Origin of the sequence: Streptomyces sp. 549, assembly GCF_030124175.1 — a bacterium.
Lineage (GTDB): Bacteria > Actinomycetota > Actinomycetes > Streptomycetales > Streptomycetaceae > Streptomyces.
In genome coordinates this window covers 116,425-130,667 of record NZ_JASKMT010000011.1, presented here as the reverse complement: position 1 = coordinate 130,667, position 14,243 = coordinate 116,425, and the positions used below count along the sequence as shown (strand labels likewise).

Below are 14,243 nucleotides of genomic sequence, written 5' to 3'. Positions count from 1 at the left end.
CGGCAACGGATCGCGCAGGGTGCCGCTCGGAAGAGTGGTTTCAGCGAAGGGTGCCGTAGGGCCCGAAGGTGTCGAGCAGGCGGCTGCGCGAGCGCTGCAGCCGGTGCGAGATGATCTCACCGACGGCGAGGGCGAGCGCATAGCCGATCTCGTGGTCGTCCTCGCACATCTGCCGGACCTCGGCGGCGTCGAACTCCAGGGCCCGCACCGGGCTGCCCGCCTCAGCCCCCATGTGCCACAGGTAGGGGCGGAACATCCACGACCAGCCCAGCAGTTCGCCGTGCCCGACGGTCTCCAGCACCTGCGGCCGGCGTCCCGGTATCTGCTGGTCCAGGGTGACCGATCCGGTGTGGATGATCCAGAAGCGGTCGGCGGGACGGCCTTCCTCGAAGATCCGGGCGTCGGTGGGGAACGACACCTCACGGCCCAGGCTCCGCAGGCGCCGGCTGTGCTCGGGGGCGAGTGCTCCCAGCAGTCCTGTGATCGTGCGCATGTGGTGCCCTTCTCCCGGAGGTGGGCGGTCCCGGGAGCGGCCGACTCCCGCGCCGGCGGGTGCGGTGGCGGCCTCACCGGGCGAGGGGTGAGGCCGCTGTCGTCGTCCACGTCCTGAGAACCGAGGGGGAACCTCCAGTCTCTCACCGAACGCGCGTACGGGCAGCTCGGCGGGGGTGCACGTCTGGGGGCGCTGCCACGGCCGGGCGGGCGGGGTCCCGGCTCGGCGGCCGCTACCAGCGGTCGTGCACCTGGGGGCGGATCCGCCGTTCGTAGAGGTCGCTGACGGCGCGCAGTGTCCCGTCGGTGAGCGGCGGCAGTGCGGCGGCTTCCGCGTTCGCCACGGCCTGGCGGGGCGAGCGGGCGCCGGGGATCACCGAGGTGACGCCGGGCTGCTGGACGATCCACCGCAGGGCCGTCTGCGCGGGGGTGGCGCCCTCGGGGGCCAGTCCGGAGAACTCGGCCGCAGCTTCGAGACCCGTCTCGAAGTCCACACCGGAGAAGGTCTCGCCCTGGTCGAACGCCTCACCGCCGCGGTTGAACGTCCGGTGGTCGTCGGGCGCGAAGACGGTGTCGCGGGTGTAGCGGCCGGACAGCAGGCCGGACGCCAGCGGTACCCGGGCGATGATGCCGACGCCGGCCCGGGCCGCGGCGGGCAGCACCTGCTCCAGCGGCTTGAGGCGGAACGGGTTGAGGATGATCTGCACGCTCGCCGTCCCGGGCCGGGCGATAGCGGCCAGGGCTTCGGCGCACGTCTCCACACTCACCGCGTAGGCGGCGACGCGCTTCTCGGCGACCAGGGTGTCCAGCGCGTCGAAGACGGCGTCGCTGGAGTACACGGCCGTCGGCGGGCAGTGCAGTTGCACCAGGTCGAGGGTCTCCACGCCGAGGTTGGTGCGGGAGCGGTCGGTCCAGGCCCGGAAGTGGTCCAGGTGGTAGTTCTCCGGCCTCTGCTCGACCCGGCGGCCCATCTTGGTCGCCACGAACACGTCCGCGTCGGGACGCTCGGCAAGGTAGCGGCCGATCACGCGCTCACTTCGGCCGTCGCCGTACACGTCGGCGGTGTCGAAGAAGGTGACTCCGGCCCTGACCGCCGCGTCCAGCACCTCCAGGGCATCCTCCTCGCGGATCTGCCCCCAGTCCGCTCCCAGCTGCCATGTGCCCAGTCCCACGACGGAGATCTCACGTCCGGTCCGACCCAGTACTCGCTGCTCCATGCGGTGATCCTACGGTCCCGCTCCGGCCGCGGCCCGCCTTCCTGGGGAGTTGCGGCGCCGGGGCTCAGCCACGGACCGGCGATGGGCCTTACTCGCCCGTGCAGCAGGTGTCGCGCTCGGAGCGGCTGCCGTCGGGCCGGCGGTGGGGAGGGGGCCGCAGCGGGCGCCTCCGCCCGCTGCTCGCGGACTTCGCGGCCGGCCGACGAGAACTGCCAGGCGACCGCCTCGGCGGAGGCACCTCGATGACGGAGTCGGGTCCGAAGCCGATCAGCGCGGTGGAGGAGGCACGGGTGCCGGCGCTGGGGGCGACGGCCGCCTCGACCACGTCGTAGGAGATCGTCGCGGCCACCACCAACCGCACCCGCCGGATCAGCACCTCGCGCCACGCCGCCGGCGGGCGGCACAGGAATCCGGTCCCCCGTGCCACCCGCCCGGATGTCTCGACGGTCAGAGCTCGACGTCCTCCAGCACGCCCAGCGCGTCGGGGACCAGGACCGCGGCGGAGAAGTAGACGCTGACCAGGTAGGAGATGACGGCCTTGTCGTTGATGCCCATGAAGCGGACGTTGAGGCTGGGCTCGTACTCGTCGGGGATGCCCGTCTGGTGAAGTCCGACCACGCCCTCGTTCTCCTGGCCGACCCGCAGCGCCAGCACCGAGCTGGTGTTGGTCTCGCTCACCGGGATCTTGTTGCACGGCAGCAGCGGGATGCCGCGCCAACTGCGCACCACGCTGCCCTGGACCTCGGTCTCCGGCGGGTAGATGCCGCGGCTGCTGCACTCGCGGCCGATCGCGGCGATGGTGCGGGGGTGGGCCAGCAGGTACTGGGTCTTGCGCCGCCGGGAGATCAGGTCGTCCAGGTCGTCCGGGGTGGGCGGGCCGGTGCGGGTGTGCAGGCGCTGCTTGAGGTCGGCGTTGTGCAGCAGGCCGAACTCCCGGTTGTTGATCAGCTCGTACTCCTGGCGCTCGCGCAGCGCCTGGATGGTGAGCCGCAGCTGCTCCTCCACCTGGTTCATCGGTTCGTTGTAGAGGTCGGCGACGCGGGAGTGCACCCGCAGCACGGTCTGCGCCACACTCAGCTCGTACTCGCGCGGCGTCGTGTCGTAGTCCACGAACGTGCCGGGCAGTTCCAACTCCCCGTGGTGGCCGGAGGCCAGCTCGATGTCGGCCTCGCCGCGCTGGTTCTGACGGGGCAGCACCCGGGAGAGGAAGCCGTCGATGTGCGCGCGCAGGTCGCGGGACTGCCCGGCGACGGCCTCGAAGTCCGACAGCGGCAGGGCGAGAACGGTGGCCCGGGTGACGGCCCGGAGGGTGAACCCCCACTCCCCCGGTTCGGCCACCATCGCGTGCTCCCCGGCCCAGTCGCCGTCGGCGAGCACCCCGAGGTTGGTCTCGCCGTCGTACTCGCCGGCGCCCACCTTGTTGATCTTGCCGTGGGCGATGAGCAGCACCTCGTCGACCGGTCGGCCCGATTCGACGAGCACGTCGCCGGGCGCGTACTCGCGCTGCACGCAGCGCCCGGCGAGCTGCTGCAGCACGTCCGGGCCCTCGAAACCGTGCAGCGGCGGCAGTTCGGTCAGCTGGGCGGGGATGACGCGGACCTCGGCGCCGGTGGAGACGAACTCCACCCGCCCGTTGCCGACCGTGTGGCTGAGCCGCCGGTTGACGCGGTAGGTGCCGGCCGAGACCTGCTCGAAGGGGAGGATCTTCAGCAGCCACCGGGAGGAGATGCCCTGCATCTGCGGCGGCGTCTTGGTGGTGGTCGCAAGCTGCCGTGCCGCGGTCGTGTCGAGACTTGTCAGGGCGGAGTGGGACATGCGGGGTGAGCCTTCCGGTGTGCGTGGTGGGGAGCGGCGGGCCGGCGGTCGTGCCGAAACCCGCCGGAAGGGCGGAACGGGCGGAGCGGGGGCCTCGCGGCGGCAGGCCGCGGCGGGCCGGGGTCAGAGGCCGGTCTCGACGTCCTCCAGCACTCCCAGGGCGTCGGGAACCAGCACCGCGGCCGAGAAGTACGCGCTGACCAGGTAGGAGATAACCGCCTTCTCGTTGATGCCCATGAACCGCACAGACAGGCTGGGCTGGTACTCGTCGGGAATGCCGGTCCGGTGCAGGCCGACCACGCCCTGGGCCTGCTCTCCGGTCCGCATCACCATCATCGAGGTGGTGCCGCTCTCGCTGACCGGGATCTTGTTGCACGGCAGTACGGGCACCCCGCGCCAGGCGGGCACCCGGTGGCCGTGGTGTTCGATGAACGACGGGTGGATGCCCCGGCTGGTGCACTGCCTGCCGAAGGCCGCGATGGCCTTGGGGTGGGCCAGGATGACGGTCGGGTCCTTCCACACGCTGGCCAGCAGCTCGTCCATGTCGTCGGGCGTGGGCGGACCGGTGCGGGTGTGGAGGCGGTGGGACAGGTCCGCGTTGTGCAGCAGCCCGAACTCCCGGTTGTTGACGAGTTCGTGCTCCTGGCGTTCACGCAACGCCTCCACGGTGAGCCGGATCTGCTCCTCGACCTGGTTCATCGGCTCGTTGTAGAGGTCGGCGACGCGGGTGTGCACCCGCAGCACGGTCTGCGCCACGCTCAGCTCGTACTCGCGCGGGGCGGTGTCGTAGTCCGCGAAGGTGCCGGGCAGTTCCAGCTCGCCGTGGTGGCCGGCGGCGAGTTCGATGTCCGCCTCGCCCTCCGCGTTGCGCTGCGCGGGCAGCGCGGACCGGAACGCGGCGAGGTGCTCACGCAGGGCGGGGGCCCCGCCGCGGACCTCCTCGTAGGCCGCACGGTCCAGCGTGAGCACCGTGCCGCTGGTCACCGACCGCAGGGTGAACTCCCACTCGCCCGGGTCCTCCTCGGTCAGCAGACGGTCCCCGAGGTGGTCGCCGTCGGCGACGACGCCGAGGGAGACCTCGCCGTCGTAGAAGCCGGGGGCGACCTTGTCGAGCTTTCCGTGGGCGACGAGCACGATGCGGTCCACCGGCCGGCCGGCTTCCACCAGGACCTCCCCGGCGGCGAAGTCCCGCTGCACGAATCGGTCGGCCAGGGCACGCAGCACGGCCGGGTCATCGAAACCGCGCAGGGCCGCCATCTCGCCCAGCTCCGCCGGGATGACGCGGATCGCGGCACCGGTGGAGACGAACTCCACCCGGCCGTCGCCCAGGGTGTGGGTGGTGCGGCGGTTCACCCGGAAGGTGCCGCCTGACACCTGGACCCAGGGAAGGACCTTCAGCAGCCACCGTGAGGAGATGCCCTGCATCTGCGGTGGTGTCTTGGTCGTGGTGGCCAACTGCCGTGCGGCGGCGGTGGCCAGGCTCAGGCGCCCGGACCCTTCGGGTGCGGGGTTGCTGCCGCCACTCCCGGAGCCACCGCTCCCGCTGCTTCCGTCGTTGCTGCCAGGAGTCGTCTCGACCGGAGCCGTCACGCAGGGCACCACCAATCCATGAGGGGTGGCGGGGCCTCGACGGCTCCCGCCTCGCGCTCGCAAACTAGTCAGACGAGTTGATCAGCGGCAATCACCCAAAAGAGACGACAAGAGGGTGGATGTGATTCTCATATCCGGGGTAGCGCAGGGCACTTGACGGCGCGCCCCCCACGTTGGGTGATCACGCCGCCGATCAGGGCGACACAGCGTCACCACGGGGGCCGGCGCCGCTTGTCGGCGTACACCAGTACGGGCGAACGTCCGCGTCCGGCGGACCGGGCGCAGGTCCTGGACGCGGACCGGTGGCGGGCCGACCGGAACCCGTCCTGCGGAAGCCCGTGACCGGCCCTGGAGAGCCGGAACAGGCAGGCAAGGAGGTCGGACGGGGCCGGAACAGGCCGCAGGGGGACCGGAACAAGACGGAAGGGGGAGGACAACGGCGCTGCTGGCCAGTACGGTTCTCCCAGGCTGTACGCGGCGGCTGAGGGCTCGACCGCCCGCGGCAGGGACGCGCCCGGGAGCCGGGCGGCGCGGGGACGGGGGTGCACGGTGTTTCGGGCGATCTTCGGCCTGTGGCGCTGGCGGCACAACTCGCTGCGCCGGCGCAGCGACCGGGTGGAAGCATGGCTGGCGGTGTGTGCCGCGCTGGTCATCGCTGTCGGCGCCCCGCTGGTGGGTCTGGTCGCGGGTGACGCCGCCCACCGCTCGCTGCTGAGGACCGTCGCCCAGCAGCACGAGGAGCGCAGCCAGGTGTGGGCGACGGTGCACCGGCTGCTGCCCCGGCCGGCCGCCGAGCCCGAGTTCGAGGAGTCCGGTGACCGCACCGGCCGCCAGCGTGTCGCCGTCGGCTGGACCGCCCCCGACGGCACCGTCCACAGGGCCGTGCTCGGCACCCGCGAGGGCATCCGGGTGGGCGAGCGCTTCCCCGTATGGACCGACCGCGCGGGTCAGGTCACCTCGGCACCGATGCGGACGGACACCGCCGCCACGCACAGCGCGCTGGCCGGTCTGGTCGTCGCGGTGCTCGCCGGCGCGGCGGTGGAGGCGGGCCGCCGCCTCCTGCTGCGCCGCCTGATGCACCGGCGGTACGAGGACTGGGAGCGCGCCTGGGCGCGGGTGGGGCCGGACTGGGGCCGGACGGACGCTTCGAGCTGACCTGGCCACCGGCCGGACCGACCGGCCGGACCGGTCATCCGAGGGGCGCCGCACACGCTACCGTGGTGCGACCGACAGGCTTGGCAGCACGGTCAGTTATCACAGGCAGTTATCTCAGGGTTCTCGCACGAGGTTGGGGCAACACGGTCCATGGCACAGGGCTCGGTCCAGGTGACGCACACCAGCACGTCGCGTTGGCGGCGGCGCACGGGCGACTACGCCTCGCTCGCAGCGGCCCTGGAGGCCGCCGGGGACGGTGACGTGCTGACCATCGCGCCCGGAACCTACCGCGAGAACCTGGTGATAGAGCGCGCGGTGACGCTGCGCGGCCCCGAACGGGCCGGCAGCGGCTCGGTGCGCATCACCCCCGCCGACGGAGTGCCGCTCACGGTGCGCGCGGCAGCGGTCGTGCGGGACCTCCAGATCGAGGGGCAGGACTCCGCCGCGCCGGCCCTGCTGGTCGAGGACAGCACTCCGGAGCTGATCGGACTGCGGGTGATGACCCGCTCGGCGGCCGGCATCGAGGTGCGCGACGGGGCCCGCCCGACGGTCCGCCGCTGCACGGTCGACAACCCGGCCGGGCTGGGCGTGAGCCTGTCCGGCGGCGCGGGCGGCCTCTTCGAGGAGTGCGAGGTGGTGGCCGCCGGCCAGTCCGGCATCTCCGTCCGGGACGGCGCCCACCCGCGTCTGGACCGCTGCCGGGTGCACCACGCCTCCGGTGCGGGACTCTCGCTGACCGGTGAGGGCAGTTCCGTCGAGGCGGTGGGCTGCGAGTTCTACGAGATCAAGGGCACCGGCGTGCAGGTCGCCTCCCGGGCCGTCGGCCAGTTGACGGACTGCCAGGTCCACCGCACCACGGCCGACGGCATCACGCTGGACACCGACGCGGTGCTCACCCTGGCCGACTGCGACATCCACGACCTGCCGGAGAACGGCATCGACCTGCGGTCGCGGTCGGTGCTGACGCTTACCCGCTCGGCGGTGCGCAGGTTCGGCCGCAACGGGCTGTCGGTATGGGACCCGGGAACCCGGGTGGACGCCAACCGGTGCGAGATCCACGACAGCACGGGCGACTACCCGGCGGTGTGGATCAGCGACGGCGCGACCGCCGTACTGGACACCTGCCGGGTTCACGGCGTGCCGGACGCGATCTTCGTACTGGACCGCGGCTCCCGCGCGGACGTGGTGGACAGCGACATCTCCCAGGTGCGCGGCACCGCGGTGTCGGTCAGCGACGGCGGCTCGGTCCAGCTGGACGACTGCCGCATCAGGGACGCCGCGACGGGCGCCTGGTTCCGCGACCACGGCAGCGGCGGCACCCTGTCCGGGTGCACCATCGACGGGCCGGCCAGCGGCATCATCGTCACCAAGGGCGCCGACCCCCAGGTCGAGCGGTGCACGGTCACCGGACCGGCGGAGGCGGGCGTCTACGTCTCCGCCCAGGGCCGCGGCACGTTCACCGCCTGCAAGATCACCGACAGCGGCGGCTACGGCTTCCACATCATCGACGGCTGCCGCACCACGCTCACCCGCTGCCGCACCGAGCGGTGCGCCCGCGGCGGTTACGAGTTCGCCGAGGACGGCACGACCGTGACGGACTGCAGCAGCGACGAGTCGTCGGCCGTACCCTCCCCCGTGCCGCCGGTGGCCGCCACCGCGGTGCAGGGCGCCACCGCGGGGCTGCTCACCGCCGCGCCCCCCGCGACCGTGCCGGCCCCCGCGGCGGCGCCGGAGGCGGAGAGCGGGCCCACTGCCCGCCCGGCGCACGACGTGCTGTCGGAGCTGGACACCCTCGTCGGTCTGGAAAGCGTCAAACGTGAGGTGCGCGCCCTCACCGACATGATCGAGGTCGGCAGGCGGCGCCAGCAGGCCGGCCTGAAGGCGGCCTCGGCCCGGCGGCACCTGGTCTTCACCGGCTCCCCCGGCACCGGCAAGACCACCGTCGCCCGGCTCTACGGGCAGATCCTGCACTCGCTCGGCGTGCTGGAACGAGGGCACCTCGTCGAGGTCTCCCGGGTGGACCTCGTGGGTGAGCACATCGGTTCCACCGCGATCCGCACCCAGGAGGCGTTCGACCGGTCCCGGGGCGGGGTGCTGTTCATCGACGAGGCGTACGCGCTCTCCCCGGAGGACTCCGGCCGCGACTTCGGCAAGGAGGCCATCGACACCCTGGTGAAGCTGATGGAGGACCACCGGGACGAGGTGGTGGTGATCGTCGCCGGCTACACCGAGGAGATGGAGCGCTTCCTCGCGGTCAACCCCGGGGTGGCCTCCCGGTTCTCCCGCACGATCACCTTCGGCGACTACGAGCCGGAGGAGTTGCTGCACATCGTCCGGCAGCAGGCCGAGGAGCAGCAGTACCGCCTCGGGGAGGGTGCAGAGGAGGCGCTGCTCAAGCACTTCACGGTGCTGCCCAAGGGGCCGTCGTTCGGCAACGGGCGGACCGCCCGGCAGACGTTCGAGGCGATGGTGGAGCGGCACGCGGGCCGGGTCGCCCAGCTCCCCGACCCGAGTACCGAGGAACTCACCCTGCTGTACGCGGAGGATCTGCCGGATCTGCGCTGACCGGCCCGCCCCTGCCGCCCGTGGTGTCGATGGCGCCTTGGGAGTCGGTGGCGTCGGCCGGTGCCGGCACGGGGGCGGCGCTGACCTCCCCGACGTCGTTGCCGCTCGGGAGCCGGTCGTTGCCGCTCGGGAGCCGGGGGCCGGCCGGCTGGGTGGGCACCACCCGGTCGTCGCGTTCGGTCAACCGCACCAGCAGGTCGCGGCGTTCGGCGCCGAAGGCCGGGTCGAGCTGGTAGTCGCCGTGGCCGAGGATCGGCGCGTGCAGCGGGTGGCGCAGTGAACGGCCGTACTGCAACGGGTCCTTGAGCGGCCCGCAGTCCACGTCAGGGCCGCCGCCTCCGGGAACGCGCACCGGCCCGCCGATGGGGTCGGTGGCCCGCCAGAGGTTGCGCCAGCAGTCGACCTCGCGGTGCAGCGCGCGCAGTGCGGTGGGCCCGAAGCAGGCGGGGAACCAGCGGCCGTAGAGACGTTCCAGCGGCGAGCCGTACGTCAGCAGCGCCACCCGGTTGCGGGTCACCGGGTCGAGCTGCCACACGGCCGCGGCGGCGAGCACACTTCCCTGCGAGTGCCCGGACAGCACCAGGCGTCCGCCGGTCAGTTCGGTCCAGGAGCTGATCCGCCAGCTCAGGTCGGGCACCGCGCGCTCGGCGTAGCAGGGCGGCGCGAAGGGGTGCGCGGCCCGCGGCCAGAACGTGCCGACGTCCCACAGGATGCCGATGGTGCGCCGTGCCCCGGCGTCCCGGTAGGCGCGGCGGCCGGTGGTGATCAGCACTATCACCAGGGCGCCCATCAGCCAGGAGCCGATGCCCTGGGCGAGCTGCCCCAGCGCCGGGAGCGGCCCGGGGGCGCCTCCGGCCGCCTGTCCGGGCGGCAGTCCCGACAGCACCGCGCCGAGTACCGCGCCTGCCCCCAGCAGCAGCGTCAGCACGGCTACGGAGCCGACGAGCGCGGGAGCGGAGTCGGTGAGGGAGGCGCGGGCGACGGTTCCGGCGATGCGCTCGGTGCGGGAGGGCACCTCCCGCTCGGGGTCCTCCTCCGGGTAGCCGGTCATGACCTCCGGGATGAGGCGCCGCCGCGCCCGCCACACCCTCGCGGCGGAGACCAACGCGAACAGCGCCACCGCCACCACCAGCAGCGGGATCACCGCGGCCTGCCAGGTCAGCACGACCGGCGGGCCGGCGATGAGCCCGGCCCCGGCGCCTTCCGAGGAGGCGGGGGCGAGCCACTCGGCGACCCGCTGGGCGACCCCGCCGGAGAGCACGCCGCCGAGCGCGCAGGCCAGCAGGGCCACCGCCGCGCCGCCAAGTCCGTGCAGCACGCTGCGGTGACCGGCGGGCGCCCGGCGGTGCAGCAGCAGGGCGACGGCGGCGAGGGCCGCGATGAGCAGGCCCTGCACGACGGCGCACACCGCGAAGAACGCGGTGCCCGGCAGGTGCTCGGTGGACGTCCAGCCCGGCCGGTCCCACGCCGCGTGTACCGCGGTCAGCGCCAGCAGGCCGACGGCGGCCCACGGCAGCGCCTGGGTGGCGGCGCGGTCGGAGCGGTCGTCGGGGTGCTCCTCGCTGCGCCCGCGGTGGACCACCACGAACACGGTGAGGCACCAGCACAGCGCCGTGGCGGCGGCCAGCAGGCGGCCGGCGTCCTCGGGCCAGCCGCCCAGCCGGCGGTCGTACCCGGCGACGGCGAACTGCACGGCGCTCGCCACCGTCAGCAGCCCGGCGGAGGTGTGGGCCGCCCGCAGGCGGCCGACGAGGCGGCGCCCGTACCAGAATCCGGGGAGGCTGAGCGGCGGCCGGTCCTCGACGGCCGGGACCCGTGCGGCGGCCGGGGCGAGCGGCGGCGGAGGGGCCGACTCGTAGGCGCTCCACGTGCGGCGGGAGAGGCCCCACAGCAGGGCGGTCAGCAGGACCGGGAGCAGGGACGCCACCACGAGCCTGCGGCCGGGTGTGCTCCACCATCCGTCACCGTCGGCGGCCAGGAACGCCAGCCAGGAGGTGTTGCGGGCGCACCCGGCCGCCCCGGCGCACTGCCAGGCCACCAGGTCGAGCGCCACCTCGCAGGCGGCGGCGACCAGCAGCACGGTCAGGGACAGCGCGATCAGCCGGACGAGCACCGAGTACAGGCGCTGCGCGGGGTGGGCGCGGGGCGCCGCGGGGCGCATCCAGTACGCCAGGTTGGCGATCATGAAGGGCAGCAGGATCAGCCAGAGCGCGCGGGCGCCGTTCCCCGAGGTGAGGTTGGACCAGCAGTACGCCTCCGGTACGGGCTGCGCGGGGTGGCCGTCGGCGCGCTCCTCGGCGTCGGCGTCGTCGGCCCGCCGGTGGATGCCGGCGGTGCCGTCACCGGTGACGCGGACGGTGCGCGGGTCGTCGAGCATGTCGTGCGGGGTGGCACCGCCGACGCCGTGGACGAGGAGTTCCAGGGCGGGAGCGGGCCGCGGACGGCCTGGTCGGGGTGCGGCATGCATCGGCTGGTCCCCCGGTCGGTGTGGCGGGGCCGGCCGGCGGGGGCGGTCCGCTCGACGTCCGGCGGTCGGTGCGGACGCGGATGCGGGCGGTCGTCGGGCGGCTTTCGGCTGCGGCGGCGGGCGCGACGAGGTGCGGAGTCCGCCTGCTGGCAGCATAGTTGACCTGCCGTCAGCCGCTAAGACGGCTGACCGGGCCGGTTCTGCCCGCACCGCGCGGGCGGGGCGCCGCCGGGTGGCGGTGGGGCGGCGGCCTGCGGGCGGTGCGGTCCCTGCCGGGCGGGCGTCAGCGCGGCCAGGTGCCGGTGCGCAGGAAGGTGCGCAGGGTGGTGGTGTAGGGGGCGATGTCGAGGCCCTGACCGGCCAGCCAGGCGTCGGAGTAGTACTTGTCCAGGTAGCGCTCGCCCGGGTCGCACAGCAGGGTGACGACCGATCCGGTGTGCCCGGCGTCGACCATCTCGGCGACGATCCGCAGCGCGCTCCACAGTCCCGTTCCGGTCGATCCGCCGGCCCGGCGGCCGAGCGCGGTCTCCAGTTCGCGTACCGCGGCGATGCTCGCGGCGTCCGGCACCTTCATCATGCGGTCGATGGCGCCGGGCACGAAGCTCGGTTCCATCCGCGGGCGCCCGATGCCCTCGATGCGGGATCCGCAGTCACTGGTGGCGTCCGCGTCGCGGTCGACCCAGCCGTCGAAGAAGCAGGAGTTCTCCGGGTCGGGCACGCAGATGCGGGTGTCGTACTGCATGTAGTGCACGTAGCGGGCGATGGTCGCCGAGGTGCCGCCGGTCCCGGCGGCGGCGACGATCCAGGTCGGCTCCGGGTAGCGTTCCAGACGCAGTTGCTGGTAGATCGACTCCGCGATGTTGTTGTTTCCGCGCCAGTCGGTGGCGCGTTCGGCGTAGGTGAACTGGTCCATGTAATGGCCACCGGTCTCCTCGGCGAGCCGGGCCGACACCTCGTACACCGTCTGCGGATCGTCCACCAGATGGCACCGGCCGCCGTGGAACTCGATGAGCCGGGTCTTCTCCGCGCTGGTCGTGCGCGGCATCACCGCGATGAAGGGGACACCGATGAGCTTCGCGAAGTACGCCTCGGAGACGGCGGTGGAGCCGCTGGACGCCTCGATGACGGGTTTGCCGGGCCGGATCCAGCCGTTGCAGAGGCCGTAGAGGAACAACGACCTGGCCAGCCGGTGCTTGAGGCTGCCGGTGGGGTGGGTGGACTCGTCCTTGAGGTACAGGTCGATACCCCAGTGCTCCGGCAGCGGGAACAGCAGCAGATGGGTGTCGGCGCTGCGGTTCGCGTCGGCCTGCACGCGCCGCACGGCCTCCTTCAGCCAGTTCCGGTAGACGGGGTCGCTGCGGTCCACGTCCACCGGTCGGGGCGCGGGACCGCTCGCGGGGGCCGTGCCGTCGGTGCCGGTCTGCTCGGTGCTCACCGATCGATCATATGCGGCTCCCCTTCCGGGCACCTGGACCCCTGGTCAGCGGCGGCGCGCGTGGGCAGACTGCTGGTGTCGGGGAGTGCCGCCTCACGCGGCGGCACGGTGGAAGGCGGTGGACCGTGGTGGAACCGGAGTTCGACGTCACCGGGGTGCGGATCGGGCGGCTCATGCGGTCCCTGACCCGGGCCGGGCAGGTACGGGTGCGGAACGGCCGGCTGGCACTGCTGACCAGCTACGGACGGGAGATCGACAGCGCCCCGGTGGAGCAGGTGCACCTGCTGGGCGGGTGGCCGGCGGCCCGCGACCGGATGCTGGCAACGGTCAACGGCACGGCGTACGCGCTGCGGCTTCCGGTGGCCGGCCGGGAGCGCTTGCTGTCGGCAGTCGGCGAGGCGCGGCGGCGCACTTCCAAGATCACAGAAGATCGACGCATTGTGCCCTCTTGAACACAGCTCGATTTGCGCGAACATGTGAGCTGAATCACGCTGGTAGGTCAGGACGCCGTCGTCATCGGCGCGTCCCTCAGCCACGCACGTCGCCCCGGCCCCAGGGAGTCGCAGTCGTGATCAGTCGCCCCACCCCGAGTCGGCACTGTGCCGTCGAGTTCCAGGCCCTGCCCTCGCGCATAGGCCAGGTCCGCCGCATCGTCTCCGCCCAGCTCCGGTACTGGAAGCTGGATCCCCTCATCGACACCGCCGCGCTCGGCGTCACCGAGTTGCTGGCCAACGTCCACCGCCATACCGGCGAGGACAAGCACTGCACGGTGGAACTCGTGCTGCTGTGGGACCGGTTGACGGTCTCCGTCCGCGACCACGACCCGCGCCTGCCGCAGGTCCGCTCGGCCGGCGCTCTCGCCACCAGCGGGCGCGGACTGGCCCTGGTCGCCGCCGTGAGCGACAGCTGGGGGATGCGCGCCCAGCGCGGTGGCACCGGCAAGGTCGTCTGGTTCACCCTCCCGGCACCACCCGCGGTGCGCTCGGCGAACCGGACGGCCCAGGCCGTCGCGGGCTGACGCCGTCCCGGGCGCGCGCCCTGAGGGGCGCACGACCTCCCGGTTGCGGTCAGGACGGGGACGGCGGGCCGACAGGCGCGCTCAGAGCTTCACCGCGATGCCCACGTGCGGACGCTTCCCCAGCCGCATCAGCGCGCCTCCGCCGTCCACGATCCGGAACCGCCAGCCGTACTTGCGGGCCATTGCCCGCCGCACCCGGGCAAGCCCGGCACGGTCCTCCAGTAGACGCCCGGTGCCCTCGGCCGCCTCGGCGCCCTCGGCGACACGGCCCCGGGCGTCGCACGGCGTCACCGTGACCCGGGCGTCGCGGCGCAGCCGCTTGACCTTCCAGGAGTCACTCCGCGTCCACACCAGCAGCTCGTCCCCGTCCGGCACCCCCCAGACAGGGGTGGGCGCAGGCGTCCCGTCACGGCGGAAGGTGACGAGGCTGACGTACGGGCTGTGGGCGATGTACGGAGGCACCATGGGGTGAGGTTACGCCTGTGCCGG

11 protein-coding genes and 1 pseudogene are annotated in these 14,243 nt (G+C 73.2%); 4 read left to right on the top strand and 8 right to left on the bottom strand.

All coding sequences use genetic code 11. From position 1 onward, the window contains the following. Positions 1–40: 40 nt before the first annotated feature. From QNO07_RS15170 to QNO07_RS15150, 5 genes and pseudogenes are all read right to left on the bottom strand, one after another. Complete coding sequence (locus QNO07_RS15170; RefSeq protein WP_283992527.1) at positions 41–493, bottom strand: Crp/Fnr family transcriptional regulator; 453 nt, start codon at positions 491–493, stop codon at positions 41–43. 232 nt (positions 494–725) lie between these two features. After that, positions 726–1,709 carry an aldo/keto reductase gene (locus QNO07_RS15165; protein ID WP_283992526.1) on the bottom strand — a complete coding sequence of 328 codons (984 nt, stop codon included), beginning with the start codon at positions 1,707–1,709 and terminating at the stop codon, positions 726–728. A gap of 173 nt (positions 1,710–1,882) precedes the next feature. Further along, a pseudogene (locus tag QNO07_RS15160) lies at positions 1,883–2,136 on the bottom strand (cation transporter); the annotation flags it as partial. Positions 2,137–2,156: 20 nt separating this feature from the next. Next, positions 2,157–3,524, bottom strand: coding sequence for a family 2B encapsulin nanocompartment shell protein (locus QNO07_RS15155; protein WP_283992525.1), 1,368 nt, complete (start codon positions 3,522–3,524; stop codon positions 2,157–2,159). A gap of 123 nt (positions 3,525–3,647) precedes the next feature. Further along, positions 3,648–5,114 carry a family 2B encapsulin nanocompartment shell protein gene (locus tag QNO07_RS15150; protein ID WP_502961852.1) on the bottom strand — a complete coding sequence of 489 codons (1,467 nt, stop codon included), beginning with the start codon at positions 5,112–5,114 and terminating at the stop codon, positions 3,648–3,650. A gap of 549 nt (positions 5,115–5,663) precedes the next feature. Between QNO07_RS15150 and QNO07_RS15145 the strand changes: the two genes are divergently transcribed. Both QNO07_RS15145 and QNO07_RS15140 read left to right on the top strand, forming a co-directional pair. Next, the gene (locus QNO07_RS15145; RefSeq protein WP_283992524.1) at positions 5,664–6,269 is read left to right on the top strand and encodes an Rv1733c family protein; all 606 of its coding nucleotides are present in this window, start codon (positions 5,664–5,666) and stop codon (positions 6,267–6,269) included. A 150-nt stretch (positions 6,270–6,419) separates the two neighbouring features. After that, entirely contained in the window at positions 6,420–8,834 is a 2,415-nt protein-coding gene (locus QNO07_RS15140) for a right-handed parallel beta-helix repeat-containing protein (protein WP_283992523.1), read from the top strand. Here QNO07_RS15140 and QNO07_RS15135 read toward each other — a convergent pair. Further along, on the bottom strand, positions 8,794–11,301 hold the full coding sequence (locus QNO07_RS15135; protein ID WP_283992522.1) for a hypothetical protein: 2,508 nt from the start codon (positions 11,299–11,301) through the stop codon (positions 8,794–8,796). The genes QNO07_RS15140 and QNO07_RS15135 overlap by 41 nt on opposite strands. A gap of 283 nt (positions 11,302–11,584) precedes the next feature. Further along, positions 11,585–12,736, bottom strand: coding sequence for an L-cysteine desulfhydrase Cds1 (cds1, locus tag QNO07_RS15130; protein WP_502961851.1), 1,152 nt, complete (start codon positions 12,734–12,736; stop codon positions 11,585–11,587). A gap of 125 nt (positions 12,737–12,861) precedes the next feature. Between cds1 and QNO07_RS15125 the strand changes: the two genes are divergently transcribed. Both QNO07_RS15125 and QNO07_RS15120 read left to right on the top strand, forming a co-directional pair. Continuing rightward, the gene (locus QNO07_RS15125) at positions 12,862–13,188 is read left to right on the top strand and encodes a hypothetical protein (RefSeq protein WP_283992521.1); all 327 of its coding nucleotides are present in this window, start codon (positions 12,862–12,864) and stop codon (positions 13,186–13,188) included. A gap of 116 nt (positions 13,189–13,304) precedes the next feature. Then, complete coding sequence (locus QNO07_RS15120; protein WP_283992520.1) at positions 13,305–13,754, top strand: ATP-binding protein; 450 nt, start codon at positions 13,305–13,307, stop codon at positions 13,752–13,754. 81 nt (positions 13,755–13,835) lie between these two features. Here QNO07_RS15120 and QNO07_RS15115 read toward each other — a convergent pair whose 3' ends face one another. Then, positions 13,836–14,219 (bottom strand): PPOX class F420-dependent oxidoreductase, encoded by a 384-nt coding sequence (locus tag QNO07_RS15115; protein ID WP_283992519.1) that lies wholly within the window; start codon positions 14,217–14,219, stop codon positions 13,836–13,838. Between the last annotated feature and the right edge of the window lie 24 nt (positions 14,220–14,243).